At 50.2% G+C, this 14089-nt stretch carries 15 protein-coding genes and 1 pseudogene; 14 read left to right on the forward strand and 2 right to left on the reverse strand.

Annotated features, from left to right (window positions below):
* Positions 1–659: cation diffusion facilitator family transporter (locus tag Q0X35_RS03445; RefSeq protein ID WP_297565461.1), on the reverse strand; the 659-nt coding region annotated here is incomplete at its 3' end.
* A 492-nt stretch (positions 660–1151) separates the two neighbouring features.
* On the opposite strand from Q0X35_RS03445, the gene rpsP reads away from it, so the two are divergent.
* From rpsP to Q0X35_RS03505, 12 genes are all read left to right on the forward strand, one after another.
* On the forward strand, positions 1152–1655 hold the full coding sequence (gene rpsP / locus Q0X35_RS03450) for a 30S ribosomal protein S16 (protein ID WP_297565490.1): 504 nt from the start codon (positions 1152–1154) through the stop codon (positions 1653–1655).
* Positions 1655–1888: an RNA-binding protein gene (locus tag Q0X35_RS03455; protein ID WP_073996145.1), complete on the forward strand. Its 234-nt coding sequence runs from the start codon at positions 1655–1657 to the stop codon at positions 1886–1888. Before rpsP ends, Q0X35_RS03455 begins: the two co-directional genes overlap by 1 nt.
* A 182-nt stretch (positions 1889–2070) precedes the next feature.
* Entirely contained in the window at positions 2071–2613 is a 543-nt protein-coding gene (rimM, locus tag Q0X35_RS03460; protein ID WP_297565466.1) for a ribosome maturation factor RimM, read from the forward strand.
* Positions 2614–3996, forward strand: a complete 1383-nt coding sequence (trmD, locus tag Q0X35_RS03465) for a tRNA (guanosine(37)-N1)-methyltransferase TrmD (RefSeq protein ID WP_297565469.1) — start codon at positions 2614–2616, stop codon at positions 3994–3996.
* Between the two features lie 126 nt (positions 3997–4122).
* Positions 4123–4476 (forward strand): 50S ribosomal protein L19, encoded by a 354-nt coding sequence (rplS, locus tag Q0X35_RS03470; RefSeq protein WP_297565471.1) that lies wholly within the window; start codon positions 4123–4125, stop codon positions 4474–4476.
* Positions 4477–4610: 134 nt separating this feature from the next.
* Positions 4611–5573: a signal peptidase I gene (gene lepB, locus Q0X35_RS03475; RefSeq protein WP_297565473.1), complete on the forward strand. Its 963-nt coding sequence runs from the start codon at positions 4611–4613 to the stop codon at positions 5571–5573.
* Positions 5574–5575: 2 nt separating this feature from the next.
* Entirely contained in the window at positions 5576–6271 is a 696-nt protein-coding gene (locus tag Q0X35_RS03480; protein ID WP_297565476.1) for a ribonuclease HII, read from the forward strand.
* A 15-nt stretch (positions 6272–6286) separates the two neighbouring features.
* The gene (locus tag Q0X35_RS03485; RefSeq protein ID WP_073996150.1) at positions 6287–6601 is read left to right on the forward strand and encodes a DUF2469 domain-containing protein; all 315 of its coding nucleotides are present in this window, start codon (positions 6287–6289) and stop codon (positions 6599–6601) included.
* A gap of 150 nt (positions 6602–6751) precedes the next feature.
* Positions 6752–7150 carry a YraN family protein gene (locus Q0X35_RS03490; protein ID WP_297565478.1) on the forward strand — a complete coding sequence of 133 codons (399 nt, stop codon included), beginning with the start codon at positions 6752–6754 and terminating at the stop codon, positions 7148–7150.
* Entirely contained in the window at positions 7147–8790 is a 1644-nt protein-coding gene (locus tag Q0X35_RS03495) for a YifB family Mg chelatase-like AAA ATPase (protein WP_297565480.1), read from the forward strand. Before Q0X35_RS03490 ends, Q0X35_RS03495 begins: the two co-directional genes overlap by 4 nt.
* On the forward strand, positions 8790–9917 hold the full coding sequence (gene dprA, locus Q0X35_RS03500; protein ID WP_297565481.1) for a DNA-processing protein DprA: 1128 nt from the start codon (positions 8790–8792) through the stop codon (positions 9915–9917). Before Q0X35_RS03495 ends, dprA begins: the two co-directional genes overlap by 1 nt.
* A 19-nt stretch (positions 9918–9936) precedes the next feature.
* Positions 9937–10908: a tyrosine recombinase XerC gene (locus Q0X35_RS03505; protein ID WP_297565483.1), complete on the forward strand. Its 972-nt coding sequence runs from the start codon at positions 9937–9939 to the stop codon at positions 10906–10908.
* Positions 10909–11010: 102 nt separating this feature from the next.
* On the opposite strand, the gene Q0X35_RS03510 is transcribed toward Q0X35_RS03505, so the two are convergent.
* Positions 11011–11634, reverse strand: coding sequence for a M23 family metallopeptidase (locus Q0X35_RS03510; protein WP_297565485.1), 624 nt, complete (start codon positions 11632–11634; stop codon positions 11011–11013).
* Positions 11635–12036: 402 nt separating this feature from the next.
* Between Q0X35_RS03510 and rpsB the strand changes: the two are divergent.
* Positions 12037–12834 (forward strand): annotated as a pseudogene (gene rpsB / locus Q0X35_RS03515) (30S ribosomal protein S2); the annotation flags it as partial.
* Between the two features lie 312 nt (positions 12835–13146).
* Entirely contained in the window at positions 13147–14004 is an 858-nt protein-coding gene (gene tsf, locus Q0X35_RS03520) for a translation elongation factor Ts (protein ID WP_297565488.1), read from the forward strand.
* Positions 14005–14089: the final 85 nt, after the last annotated feature.

A 14089-nucleotide genomic window follows, 5' to 3' on the forward strand; every position in this document is an offset into this window, starting at 1 on the left:
ACATCCATTAGCCCAGCTAAAGAGCTATGGAGCAATTTATGCCCCGTCCAGGTGATATTTATTGCCACGAAAATAGCGAGCAGCGGATCGAAAATATTTTTTTTCGTCAAGCAGATGAGGAATACGCCCAGAATCACTCCGGCTGTGGTCCAGAAATCGGTGAGCAGATGTTTACCATCTGCGTGCAGGGTAGGAGATTGCCGCTTTTCCCCTATTTTCACTAGGTAGAGGCCGACTCCGCCGTTGATTAGTGCGGAAAGCCCAGAAATAGTTAAGCCAATTTCAAAATTGTTGAGGGTAGCCGGGTGCATAATCCGGTTTATTGCCGAGATAATAATCAGCAAAGCAGCTACGAGAATCATGCTCCCCTCTACTGCTGCAGAAAAGTATTCCACCTTGGAGCGGCCGAAAGTATAGCGAGAATTAGCTGGCTTAGCGGCTAATTTTAAGGCAAATAGTGCTATCAGTGCCGCCACTAGGTTTACCACGGATTCAAGAGCATCAGAGAGCAGAGAGACCGAACCCACCAGCAGATAGGCGAGAGTTTTCAAAAGAATTGTGCTGAGAGCAGCCACAATAGAAATCCAGGCGTAGCGTGAAAGATCAAGGCTTTCGCTTTGCACCCTATTTGGCGCTGCTGCCGGAGAATTTTTCTGCATAATTCTTTTGTAGCCGATAATCGCGGGAATTTACACCGGAGAAAGGAGGCGTCTTTGCGCATTTTCCCACAGTTCGCAGCCCCGAAATACTTTCTTCCATGCATTAGAAATATCTTATTTTATGGAGATAAATTTTTTCGACCGCATTCGCTAGGTAAATAACTTAGAGAAGCGGATACAGAGATTTAGGTGCAGAATTTTGGCTGCGCACTTAGAGGTGCTGAGCCAGGCACCAACGTAGAGAATTTAGCTAACTATTTGTGCGAGGATTCTGACTAGCTGCTGATGTGGAGATTTAAGTGAGCGGAAACACCGCGATTTTGGGGTACTTGACTATCTTCTTTGAGAAAAATCTGGCAGAATATACGAATGTACTTCGGCTTTATCGAGCCCCTCTCTTCCTCGATGGAGTCTTAGTCCGGGTAAATGGCAGGCGTGTTTCCCACCGCCCTAAATTTCCCACCGATAAAAGAACTAGGAGTGACCGCACAAGTGGCAGTCAAAATTCGTTTAAAGCGTACAGGTAAAATTCGTGAAGCTTCCTACCGGGTGGTAGTAGTGGATTCTCGTAAGAAGCGTGATGGCCGGGTAATTGAAGAAATTGGTTTCTACAACCCGCGTACCAATCCTTCTACTATTGACATTAATTCGGAACGAGCCCGGTACTGGATTTCCGTGGGCGCGCAGCCGACTGAGCCAGTATTAGCACAGCTGAAAATTACTGGTGATTGGCAGGCAGCTAAAGGTCTACCGGGAGAATCGACTCTGCGTACGGTAGAAAAAGTAGATAAGCAACAGGCGCGGGAGCAGGCAGCTCAAGCTATTCAGGACGCAGCAGAAAAGCAGCGGGCCGATAAGGCAGCTGCTAAGGCGGAAGCTGAAGCCGCCGCCAAGGCAGAAGCTGCAGCAGAAGCAGCAGCCGAGGCGGAAAGTGCTGGAGATGCCGCAGATGCCGCAGCAGAAACTGCAGAAGCGCCAGAAACTGAGGAAGCCTAATGTTGGCAGAAGCTCTGGAACATTTAGTACGGGGTATCGTAGATAATCCGGACGATGTGGAAATTACGGAACGCAGCAATCGGCGTGGCAAACTCTTTGAGATCCATGTGAACCCGAGCGATTTAGGCCGGGTAATTGGCCGGCGCGGGCGCACTGCGAAAGCCTTGCGTTCGGTAATGAAAGCTCTTTCGACTGAAGGTCCGCTGCGCGTAGATGTAATTGAATCTGACTAAGCAGCCGGTGTTTTAGAGTAAATAGCTTATAAGCAGGGGCGGAACGCATATATGGTGTGCATTCCGCCCTCGCTTTATGGCTATTGATTAGAAAATTTCCTTAATTTACAGATAATAAAGAGGGAGAGTATTCTGCCTCCTAAGGAAATATCTGTGGAGGTGGGATTGAGAGGAAGCGGGATATGAAACTAACCGTAGGCATTATTGGAGCTCCGCACGGGCTAAAAGGAGAAGTCAAAATTGATGTGCGTACCGATAAGCCCGAGTTGCGCTTATATCCGGGAGCTTCTTTAGAAACCACTCCTCCCGAAGAAGGTCCGCTCGTAATTGCCGCAGTGCGAGAATATAAAGGCAATACGTATGTGCGTTTTGCCGATATTAGTGATCGCAATGCGGTAGATACCTTGCGAGGCGTGCGTCTAATAGTGGAATCAGATGAAGAAGAACCCGAAGAAGACGCCTGGTATCCACACGAACTCCTCGGTTTAGAAGCCTTAGACCCCGAGGGATATGAACTGGGAATCGTGAAAGATCTCTATTTGCGCCCGGTGCAAGATCTATTAGTAGTCGAAGAACCAGATGGCCAATTAGCTTATGTGCCTTTTGTGCGCGATATAGTGCGAGAAGTGGATATTGCTGATCACTGCGTGGTGATAGATGCTCCGGCTGGATTGTTTTCCGATGCCGAGTTGCCTGCCGAAGAAGCCGAAGAAAGCGGAGAATAAATGCGCTTCGATGTAATAAGTATATTTCCGGAATTTTTTGCGGCTTTGCAGCTTTCTTTAGTAGGAAAAGCGCAGGAAAAAGGCATATTAGATATCGGCATACACAATTTACGAGATTTCACTTCCGATATTCACCGCACAGTAGATGATACGCCTTGCGGGGGCGGTGCCGGAATGGTGATGAAGGCCGATATCTGGGGGAAAGCTATTGACTCCGTATTGGCAGAAAATTCCGGCCCGCGCCCGGTGCTAGCTATTCCCACTCCCGGCGGTAAACAACTACAGCAAGCAGATTGCCACCGATTAGCAAAAAGTTCACACGTCATAGTGGCTTGTGGGCGTTATGAAGGCATCGATGCGCGGGTGGCGCAGTACTACGAGCAGAATTCGCAAGTAGAAGTATTTGAATACTCCCTCGGCGATTACGTGCTAAACGGAGGGGAAGTAGCAGCTATTGCACTTATTGAAGCAGTCGCGCGCCTAGTGCCCGGTATGGTGGGAAATCCGGAATCGTTGACGGAAGAATCTTATGGCGCGGCGGGGCTCTTAGAATACCCGGTGTACACGCGTCCGCTCGAATTTCGGGGTTTAGCGGTGCCGGAAGTTTTACTTTCCGGAAATCATCAGAAAGTCCGGCAGTGGCGCCGCGGGCAGGCTCTGCGGAAAACGGCGCAGCTGCGCCCCGATTTGATAAGGGAGCTCGCCCGTGCGCAGCTGGAAAAAGACGATTTACGGCAGCTGGCGGCAGCTGGGTGGTTTCTCGCGGCCGATTCGGAAAAATATCCGCATTTGCAGCAAATAGAGTTTCGCCCCGCGCGCTTAGAAGAGGCAAAGAAATTGGCCGATTTTGCGGCACAGACTTTCCCCGATGCTTGCCCACCCGGAATGCGCCTAGATGCCATAGCTAGTTTTATTGCAGAAAATCTTTCCGAAAACTGTTTTCGCGATTATATAAACGAGGAAACGCGGCGAGTGCTAGTAGCTTGCACAGATACTGGAGAAATAGCTGCCTACTCGCTGGTAAATATCCCGAGAGCTGCGGGAGCGGCGAATATCGAAGAGGGGGCACCGGTAGATTTCGTGGTGGACGGAATACCGCGGGAAGGCCCGTTGCTCTATCTTTCCAAACTCTATTTAGGTAGATCGTGGCGGGGAAGCGGACTGTGTAAGCAATTCTTAAAAGCAGTACTAGCCGATGCAGCTGCGCAATGCCGAGAGTGGCCAGAGCCGTACATATGGCTAGGTACGAATCAGGCGAATAAACGGGCGCAGCGTGCCTATAAAAAGGTAGGATTTTTACTGAGCGGGCAGCGGGTATTCTTTGTAGGTGATGAGTCCAACAAAGATATAACTATGGTGCGCCGGTTAAATATGACAAACTGAGATAGTTCCTCGCTAAATAGAATGTCAAGCCTGCCGCAGGGGGTGGCATTCCAGCGAGTTATTCCGTAGGGAATAAAAAGTTCCTAGATCGTTCTGGCCTGCGTGCAGATCGGAAAGTGATGAATCATGCAGATTCTAGATAAAGTAGTTGCTGCGCAACTAAAAGACCGCCCCGAATTTCGGGCCGGCGATACGGTAAAAGTAAATGTAAAAGTTGTGGAAGGTAACCGCGAGCGTATTCAGGCATTCCAAGGTGTGGTGCTGGCGCGGCGGGGTGGCAAAGGTATTGGAGCCACTTTCACAGTCCGGAAATTCTCGTTTGGTGTGAGCGTGGAGCGTACTTTCCCCTTGCATTCTCCAAATGTGGATTCCATCGAGGTGCTTACGCGCGGGAAAGTACGGCGCGCCAAGCTTTACTATTTACGCGACCGCTACGGTAAAGCAGCAAAAATTCGGGAAAAGCGCGCTGACGAGCAGTAAAAGCGGCAGTAAAAGCGTTTGCCTGGATAAAAATTTTCAGAGGAGAGGTACCCACCTCTCCTCTGCTATTTCTGAGCAAAATTAAGATAGGCTACTTAAGTAAATAATTCGTACCGCGTTACTAAACTTTATAAGTGCTGAAGAGCCTAACTGCAGGAGTAGGAATGGAAGAAAAGTCGGGTTATAGCGATTCCGGCATCGGTGGGGAAGCTATGCCGCCGTCTTTTTCTCCTGCTGAAAACGCGGAAAGCCGCCACGCCCAAGAAAAGTTTTATGCGGAAAACGGCATAGCACTCTTTCCATCTAAAGCAGAAGAAGAATTTTTTGCGGAAACGGGAGAAAAATCTCCGGATTCTAATCCGCCGGAGAGTACTCTTTCCCGCGTGGTTTCAGGGCTTTTAGAATTATTGGCCGTAGTAGCAGTGGCTCTTATTTGTGCAATTTTTTTGAAAACTTATCTAATTCAACCCTTTGAAATTCCTTCCGAATCCATGGCGAATACTTTGATTCCCGGCGACCGCATTATGGTAAATAAATTAGCGGACAGTGAAAAAGAGCTGCAACGAGGCGATGTAGTAGTATTCGTAGACCCAGGCGGCTGGTTAGATAAAATGCCCGAGAAAGAAGGCTCGCGGCTCCGGCGCTCTTTAGAACAAATTGGGCAGACGGTAGGATTACTGCCGCATAATTCTGGGCATCATCTAGTGAAAAGAATCATCGGCATGCCTGGCGATACGGTGGAATGCTGCGGTGCAGATGGAAAAATTACGGTGAACGGCACTCCGATAACGGAGAGTTATTTACCCGAGGGTATGGTGCCTTCGGAAGAAGAATTTTCGGTGCAAGTGCCGGCCGGTCACTTGTGGGTAATGGGAGATAATCGTAGCAATTCGAAGGATTCGCGCTTCCATCAAAAGCACAGTGGTTTCGGATTTGTGCCGATTGATAATCTGGAAGGGCGCGCTTGGTTGCGCATCTATCCTTTCGGGCGCTGGGGAAGAATACCGGATGCTAGTAGCGTATTTTCTGCGGTGCCGGCCCCCGGCAACTCGGTGAACGAGTCGGTGGCAGAGTATAAAGGTGAGAGTAGCGCCTAGGGATGGATAGGTCCTTAGAGCCGAGCCGGGAACTAGAAAAAGCGCTTTTAGCTGACTTAGCAGAGACGGTGGAAAATCCGCTTTTAGCGGGAGTAGATGAAGTAGGGCGCGGTGCTTTAGCTGGGCCGGTAGCCGTGGGTATTGCCTTAGTGGATGGCGCTACTTCGGATAATTTTCCAAGTGCGCTGCGGGATTCTAAAATGCTTTCTGCCGCTGCGCGGGAAAGCCTGGTCCCGTTACTTAAAGATTGGGTACGCGCCTATGCAGTCGGATATGCCTCAGCAGCGGAAATAGATAAATGGGGAATTATAGCTGCTTTGCAAGCGGCGGCGGCGCGGGCGAGCGCTGATTTACGGCAACAAGGTTGGAAATTTACGGCAGTGCTGCTAGATGGTTCGCATAATTGGTGGGGAAATAATTCTCTCTACTCTCCACAACCACCCGAATTGTGCCCGCCCAATGTACCGGTAAAAACCTTGGTAAAAGGCGATGCGAAATGTGCTGCGCTCGCGGCGGCTTCCGTCTTAGCAAAAGTGCAAAGAGATGCTTTGCTGAGTCAGCTAAATACCGAACATCCGGAGTATGATTGGGAGCATAACAAGGGATATTCTTCTCCTAAGCACATTGCAGCACTGCAGCAGTACGGAGTTAGCGAATATCATCGTATTTCTTGGAAATTACCGGGGATAGCGGAATAGAGAGGGTGCGGGCTTATGAGTGAATTAGAAAATTACGAAGCGGAACGGGAGCTCGCTCTCTATCGCGAATATCAAGACGTAGTAAATCTTTTCCGTTTTGTAGTAGAGACGGAACGGCGTTTTTATTTAGCTAATGACGTAGATGTAAAAGTGCGCGCGGCGGAAAACGGCGATATCTTCTTTGAAGTCACTCTGACCGATGCCTGGGTGTGGGATATATTTCGCTCTTCTCGCTTTATACGCGGCGCGCGGGTAGTCACCTTTAAAGACGTGAATGTAGAAGAACTCAATAAACCGGATATAAGTAAAGAAATCGATTTCGAGCACTGAATTTAGTGGGAAGTTAAGCACTGAGCTTATCTAAAATTTTCATCTTAGGTTTTCCACGCTTTCTGCTAGCTCCAGTATTTTCCCTCTCTGCCGGGCCATCCTTATTTCCTTACCTCTGCTGTGTTTGAATCAGGGGCAGGAGGTAATCTCATGCTGGTATCGAGTGGGCAAAGCGCTGGTAATTCACTAAATACCCGCCAGGCGCTGGGAGCTTGGGGTGAAAAATGTGCGGCTGCTTATTTGCAGAATAACGACTACGAAATTTTAGAGCGCAATTGGCGGATACGCGGGGGAGAAATAGACATAATTGCCTACGATCCGCAGCGACAAGCGGCGGTGGCAGTGGAAGTTAAAACGCGCCGCCAGCGAAAATTCGGCACTCCTGAAGAAGCAATAACTGAAGTTAAACTGCGCAGATTGCGTGCTCTCTTAATTGCCTGGGTTTCGCAGCAGAAAACCTATTGGCCGCATATCGCAGTAGATTGCATCGGTATTGAAATACGGGGCCAGGAATATACCTTACGGCATATGAAAGATTTGCCGCTATGAATACCCCGGCGCTCGGCACTGCGCATGCCATAAGTTTGCAAGGTTTAGAAGGCACAGATGTGGCAATAGAAGCTACTCTGCTCACTGGTCTCCCAGTTTTTACTATGGTCGGCTTGGCTGATACTGCGGTTATTGAAGCCAAAGAACGCTTGCGCGCCAGTTTCCACAATGTGGGTTTGGGTTGGCCGAATCAGCGGCTTACCGTCAATCTATCTCCGGCAGATACTGCTAAATCCGGGGCGGGCTTCGATTTAGGAATCGCTGCCGCCATAATTGGCGCCTTGGGTTACGGGCAATTGCCTGCAGATACTTTTCTGATAGGAGAATTAGGCTTAGATGGCGCCGTGCGCGGTGTGCGCGGCGTATTACCCGCTTTACTGGCTGCGCAGAAGCTTGGTTTTCGCCAAGCTTTTGTGCCGGAGGAGAATAAGCACGAAGCGGAGCTGGTAAGTGGAATTTCCATTATCAGCATTGCAAATTTAGCAGCTTTAGCAGCAAAATTGCGGGTGCCGAGAAAACTTATTGCTATTCCAGAGGTCGAAACTGTACCAGGAAGTAGAAGAGCGGTGCCGGAAAAGAGTGCGAATTCTCCGGGAAAGAGTGCAGCTTCGCGGGGTGGTAACAGAGCTGAAGAATCTTTTGGAAATTTGAGCCAGCTGGCAGCTCCAGTGAAAAATCCAGAGGGAGATATTTCAGATGTATATGGGCAAGAAGAGGCTATTTGGGCTCTGCAAATAGCAGCTATCGGAGGGCACCACACCCAGATGTTGGGGCCGCCGGGAGTGGGGAAGAGCATGCTAGCAGAGCGGTTTCCCGCGCTCTTGCCGCCTTTGGTGGAGGCAGAAGCGATGGAGGTGGCAGCTATTCGTTCGCTCTGTGGAGTAAGAATTACGGATTTACCGTGGTATCGCCCTTTTATTTCTCCGCATCACACTATTTCGGTGGCCGCTTTAATTGGGGGTGGCAGTGGCACGCCGTTGCCGGGGGCAATTACGCTTGCCCATCGGGGAGTACTCTATTGTGATGAATTTGCTGAATTTCCTAATTCTGCTATTCAGTCTTTGCGTCAACCTTTAGAAAAAGGCTGGATAGAGTTGCAGCGTACGCGAGCGCGCCTGCGTTATCCGGCAGCTTTTCAGCTGCTAGCCGCGGCTAATCCGTGCCGATGTGGAATGGGGCCCGCCAGTGCCAAATGTAGCTGTACTTCTCATGATATTCGCCTATATCGGCGCAATTTGGGTGGGCCGATACGCGATCGGATAGATATTCGCCTGCAGCTGCGCCGTCCTTCGCGCGCGGATATGCGCCGCGGGGGCAGTGTTAGTAGTAAAGAAGCGCAAGAAGCAGTAGCGGCAGGTATTTTTCGTCAACGCCGCCGGGCTGCGCAGGATGCCTCGCTGCCGGATACGCTGCAGAACAAAGATTTACCGGGAAAGTGGCTCCGCCAGAATACGCCGTGGAAAGGTGGAGCGGTAAAAGATTTAGAGCGGCATTGGCAGCAGGGGCAACTTTCGCTGCGTGGAATAGATAAAATCTTACGAATTGCCTGGAGCACAGCAGATTTTTTCGGCCACGATTCCCCACATGATGAAGACATTGCGGCGGCCTGTTTATTACGAGGTGCGGAAGGAATTATCTGATGGGTGAAACTAGTCTAGATTCTGCACATTTAGCTGCGATTACTTGGTCGCGTATCACCGAAGGAGGAGATATAGCAGCTGTGCGATGGGTGAGAAAGCATGGCTACGAAAAGGCGCTAGAATTGCTGCGCGCAAATAGTCCACAACTGCCGCCGGCCGGAGCTGCTTGGAAAATACGGCTACAAAACTTAGCAGATTTTTCTCCCGCCGCTCTGGAAAAGCTGGGGATAAAAGTATTGATTCCAGGAGATAAATACTGGCCGGCACAATTGGAAGATTTAGGAGAACGCTGCCCACTTAGCTTATGGGTGCGCGGCGCGGAAAATATATTAAAGCTCCCCGCTGTTTCGGTGGTCGGAGCGCGTGCCTGTACTCATAATGGGGAAAATATTGCGCGCGATTTTGCTTACGAATTGGCAGAAGATTTCGTAATAGTATCTGGAGGCGCATTCGGAATAGATGCAGCAGCCCACCAAGGAGCGTTATTGGCTGCGGGAAAGACGATTCTTCTTTCTGCGGCTGGAGTAGATAGAGTCTATCCGCGTTCCCACGCCGGGCTCTATGAAAAAGTGCTGCTAAGCGGCGGAGCAGTGGTGAGTGAATCGCCCCTGGGAGCTACTCCGCAGCGTTTTCGCTTTTTACTGCGCAATCGAATTATTGCTGCACTTGGTTTAGCCACAGTGGTAGTCGAGGCCGGCGGGCGCTCGGGAGCTCTAAATACTGCCCGGCAAGCTCTGGAAATTGGACGGGAAGTGGGAGCAGTTCCGGGAGCGCCAAGTGCTCCGATGGCGCAGGGGTGCAATGATTTAATACGCAACGGCGGCACTTTGATCTACCAGCCGGCGCAGGTAAAAGAGCTTATCGATCCTTTCGGGCAAGGGATGCTGCCTTTAGCGGCCGGAAAAGAAAGTGAATCTGGTTTCGGCGTTATTCCTTTCGAAAAAGCTTGGGATGAGTTGACGGCTCGTATTTATGATGCGGTGCCGCAGCGCTATCCCGGAGCAGCTGAAAAAATTGCTAATTCCGTGGGGTGCCCAGTAGTGGAAGCACAAATAAAACTGAGTAAACTGGCTTTGAGTGGGCATATTAATAAATGCGGAAATCTTTGGGTGAAGAATCTGCACTAGAGCAGGGTGGAAAAGTGTAATGGTAGAACTCAGTGCCGGAATTCTCGAGCTGCTGGAAAAGTATAAAAAAGAGCTCCGTTTCCGGCGTGGCTATTCCGAGCACACCGTGCGGGCATATTTACAAGAAGCTAACGATTTATGCCAGTTTTTATTTACGCAGGGTGGTACTCCGGCCGCTGGTTCTACGCAGGTGGAATTGCTGCGTTATTTAGATTTAGCGGATTTACGAGCCTGGTTGGCGATGCTTAGTAATAAAGGGCAGAGTCGGGCTTCTATCGCTCGCCACGCTGCGGCTATTCGCACTTTCCTTAACTGGCTCTATCGGCAAGGTTATTTAGAGAAAAATGCCGGCGCCCGGCTGCAAGCTCCGAAAGTGGTAAATGGGCTTCCGCAGGTTCTATCGCGCCAACAAGCTGCGAAATTACTAGATTATTTTCAATCACTTGCGCAATCTGGGGGAGCAGTGGAATTGCGGAACTGGGCAATTTTTGAATTACTTTACGCCAGCGCCATTCGCGTGAGTGAATGCGTGGGATTGAATCTAGCGGATATCGGAGAAGATACCTTACGTATTTACGGCAAAGGTGGGAAAGAGCGCATAGTTCCTTACGGAAAAATGGCGCAATACGCTCTGGCGGAGTGGCTAGAGGTGCGAGAGCAGCTATTGCCCGTTTCCACCTCCTCTTCCTCTAAATCCACCGCGCTTAGCTCAGCCCAAACAGCCGTTTTCTTAGGTGAAAAAGGTGGGCGGTTAGATGTGCGGATAGTGCGAGGAATTTTGGAAAGAGCTACTGGGCAACTAGGTCTACCTCCCATATCGCCGCACGATTTACGCCATTCGGCAGCCACCCATTTGCTCGATGGTGGTGCTGATCTGCGCAGCGTGCAGGAAATTCTCGGGCATTCTTCGCTCGCTACCACGCAGCGCTATACGCATATAAGTGCCGAGCGCTTGCAGAAAGCATTTCAGCAGGCACATCCGCGGGCGTAAAAATCTTCGGCGTGGGTGCATGGGCACGTGGATGCGCAGGTGGGCGCGCGGGTGGATGTGCAGGTGGATGCGCACGTAGGCGCTATTTATCCAAGCTGTGCTTTATAGGAGGCGCACTCGTTTCTTCGCTAATAGTAGCCAGGGATTCAGATAATTATCAGGAGCAGTTTTTGCACCCCAATGCAGACAAGTACTCATACCGCAATGCTTTCCCACCACAACTGCAATTAGCTGCCCGCGCTGCACTTCTTCCCCTTTTTGCACCAACGGTAAAACTGGCTCATACGTGGTGCGGATATTTTCCGGGTGGAAAATTGAGAGCACTTTTCTATTAACTAGTTGTCCGCTATATACTACTTTTCCCTGTTGCGGAGCATATACGGGCATGAAGAAGGAAGCAGCTAGATCCACTCCGCGATGCCCCGCATTCCAATTGTGCTTTCCCGGAGAAAAAGCTCTCGCCACTCGGCAGCTAGAAAGCGGGCAGTTATAGTTTTTTGGTAACGATGCGGATTTTTGCGCAGTGACTGGAATGCTCTGGGGTGTGGCTGGGATGCTCTGGGGTATGGCTGGGGGAAGCGGTAGTACAGTTCGAGAGATTGTCGGCGTAGCGTGGGCAATCGGCGGTATAGCTCGGGCAGTCTGCACTGCAGCTCCGGCGGTAAATACCGGCAGCTGTAAAAGCAAAATTCCACTTAACGCCCAGAGTAGTAGTTTTCGTTTCATAGCTACAGTTTCACCAGTTTTCCGTTTTCTGCGCTGCGCTCAGGATTACTTGCGGAAAAATTAGCCGTATGTACTTTTTGTGCCCAAAATCAAAATCTCATCTTTAAAGTCAATAGATACCCAAAATATGCCGAGATATTGGCAATAATTGTGTAGAACATCGCATTCAGCATCATTTTTCTGCTGGATACTTGGGGCTCTTCTCCGGTAAAATAAAAGGGCTGCCGTTTTTATAAATGGCAGACTTCGCGTGTGCCTTGCCTGCGGGGTCAAATAGTGCGGTGAAGAAACTGCCCGATGCAGATTTCTTTAGCTATTTGAATGCACACTAGGATCTGACAGTATTCTCTGCAGATAAAACCGAGAGCAGGAAATCCCTGCCGTTAAGAAAGGACGACGACCATGGCAGTCGTTACCATGAGCCAGCTGCTGGAAGCTGGCGTACATTTCGGGCATCAGACGCGGCGCTGGAACCCGAAGATGAAGCCGTATATATTAAATGACCGCAACGGAATTTATATTATCGATTTGCGCAAGACCATTGCCGATATTAACCGCACCTACGATTTCGTAAAAGAAACGGTAGCGCACGGCGGAAATATTCTTTTTGTAGGCACGAAGCGGCAGGCGCAGCAGTCGATTAAAGAAGAAGCTGAGCGGGTAGGAATGCCTTATGTGAACGAGCGGTGGCTGGGCGGTATGCTCACCAATTTCCAAACCGTGCATGCCCGGATTAAGCGCTTAAAAGAGCTGGAACTGATCGATTTCTCCGATACCGTGGCCAATGATCGCACCAAGAAAGAGCTGCTCATGATGCGCCGGGAGAAAGAAAAGCTGGAGCGCACCCTCGGCGGTATCCGCGATATGGTGAAGGTACCTTCCGCAGTGTGGATTGTAGATACCACCAAAGAGCATCTGGCTGTAAAAGAAGCTCGTAAGTTGCATGTGCCGGTAGTAGCTATTCTCGATACGAACTGCGATCCGGATGAAGTGGATTACGGCATTCCGGGCAATGACGATGCGATTCGTTCCGTAGAATTACTCACCCATATTGTGGCTGATGCGGTAGCCGAAGGCTTGCTTGCTCGCAATACTGCGAAGAATGCAGACGAAGTGGCCGAAGAGCCGATGCCGGAGTGGGAGCGCGAGCTTTTGGCTGGTGAAGAAGCCGCTGCTGATGAAGCTAAAGCTGATGAAGCCAAAGCTGAAGAAGCTGCCGTTGACGAAGTAGCTGCTGATGAAGCTGCAGAAGTTCCCGCCGCCGAAGAGAAGGCCACTGAAAAGAAGGCCGCCAAAGGAAAGGCAGCTGAAAAGAAGGCCACCAAAGGAAAAGCAGCTGAAAAGAAGGCCACTGAAAAGAAGGCCACCAAAGGAAAAGCAGCCAAAGAGAAGGTCACCGAAGAAAAAGCAGCCGAAGTAGCAGAGGCAGCTGCAGAAGATAGCGCCTCTGCCGAAGCTGATGAAGCTGCTGCAGAAGAGAAATAAAACAATCTGATTGATTGTGGAGGAATAATGGCAAACTATACTGTGGCCGATATTAAGGCTCTGCGCGAAAAGACCGGCGCAGGAATGTTAGATGTAAAGAACGCTTTGGCGGAAGCAGAAGGCGATTTGGCGAAAGCTGAAGAAATTTTGCGGCTGAAGGGCGTTAAAACTGCTGCGAAGCGCGAAGGTCGGACTGCTTCGGACGGCTTGGTACTTTCCAAGATCGTTAGCGATGGGAATGGCCAGACCGGATATATCGTAGAAGTAAATTCGGAGACGGATTTCGTAGCTAAGAATGCGAAGTTCATTGCTTTTGCAGAAGAAATTTTGGACGCAGCTGTGGCGGTGGAAGCTCGTACGGTAGAAGATATCTTGGCAGCTCCACACGCTGATGGCACCATCGCCGATCGCATTACCAACTTCACGGGCGTAATTGGCGAGAAACTCGCCATTGGCCGCTTAGAAGTAATCACTGGTGAGCATCTCGAAGCTTATATGCACCGGACTTCTACTGATTTACCTCCGCAGGTGGCAGTAATTGTGGCTACCGATGCGGCTGGGGAAGCGATAGCTCACGATGTAGCAGTACATATTGCGGCTATGAACCCGAGCTATGTATCTATCGACCAGGTACCCGCCGAAGTAGTGGAAAACGAAGAGCGAATTGCTACGGAGTTGACGCGCGCCGAGGGTAAGCCGGAAAAGATTATCCCCAATATTGTAGCCGGCCGCTTAAAGGGTTTCTACAAAGAAATCGTACTTCTAGAGCAGGCCTATGTGCGTGACCCGAAGCAGACGGTCGGGCAGATCGTAAAAGCTGCGGGCGGGAAAATCACTGATTTCCGCCGGGTACGTGTAGGAGAAAATGCGGAAGACGCGGAGTAAGAAATAACTTCCTAAGTCTTTAGGTACGTATTAGCGATATTGCAGATGCGGGTGGAATTGGAAAATTCCACCCGCATCTCTTATA

The organism is uncultured Arcanobacterium sp. (assembly GCF_947253055.1).
In the GTDB taxonomy this organism is placed as follows: Bacteria; Actinomycetota; Actinomycetes; order Actinomycetales; family Actinomycetaceae; genus Arcanobacterium_A.

Excerpts from the sequence above, each read along its gene's own strand:
- rimM (WP_297565466.1), top strand. The coding sequence starts at position 2,071 with ATGAAACTAACCGTAGGCATTATTGGAGCTCCGCACGGGCTAAAAGGA.
- Q0X35_RS03505 (WP_297565483.1), top strand. The coding sequence starts at position 9,937 with ATGGTAGAACTCAGTGCCGGAATTCTCGAGCTGCTGGAAAAGTATAAA.
- Q0X35_RS03455 (WP_073996145.1), top strand. The coding sequence starts at position 1,655 with ATGTTGGCAGAAGCTCTGGAACATTTAGTACGGGGTATCGTAGATAAT.
- trmD (WP_297565469.1), top strand. The coding sequence starts at position 2,614 with ATGCGCTTCGATGTAATAAGTATATTTCCGGAATTTTTTGCGGCTTTG.
- Q0X35_RS03495 (WP_297565480.1), top strand. The coding sequence starts at position 7,147 with ATGAATACCCCGGCGCTCGGCACTGCGCATGCCATAAGTTTGCAAGGT.
- dprA (WP_297565481.1), top strand. The coding sequence starts at position 8,790 with ATGGGTGAAACTAGTCTAGATTCTGCACATTTAGCTGCGATTACTTGG.
- rplS (WP_297565471.1), top strand. The coding sequence starts at position 4,123 with ATGCAGATTCTAGATAAAGTAGTTGCTGCGCAACTAAAAGACCGCCCC.
- Q0X35_RS03485 (WP_073996150.1), top strand. The coding sequence starts at position 6,287 with ATGAGTGAATTAGAAAATTACGAAGCGGAACGGGAGCTCGCTCTCTAT.
- tsf (WP_297565488.1), top strand. The coding sequence starts at position 13,147 with ATGGCAAACTATACTGTGGCCGATATTAAGGCTCTGCGCGAAAAGACC.
- Q0X35_RS03480 (WP_297565476.1), top strand. The coding sequence starts at position 5,576 with ATGGATAGGTCCTTAGAGCCGAGCCGGGAACTAGAAAAAGCGCTTTTA.
- Q0X35_RS03510 (WP_297565485.1), bottom strand. The coding sequence starts at position 11,634 with ATGAAACGAAAACTACTACTCTGGGCGTTAAGTGGAATTTTGCTTTTA.
- Q0X35_RS03490 (WP_297565478.1), top strand. The coding sequence starts at position 6,752 with ATGCTGGTATCGAGTGGGCAAAGCGCTGGTAATTCACTAAATACCCGC.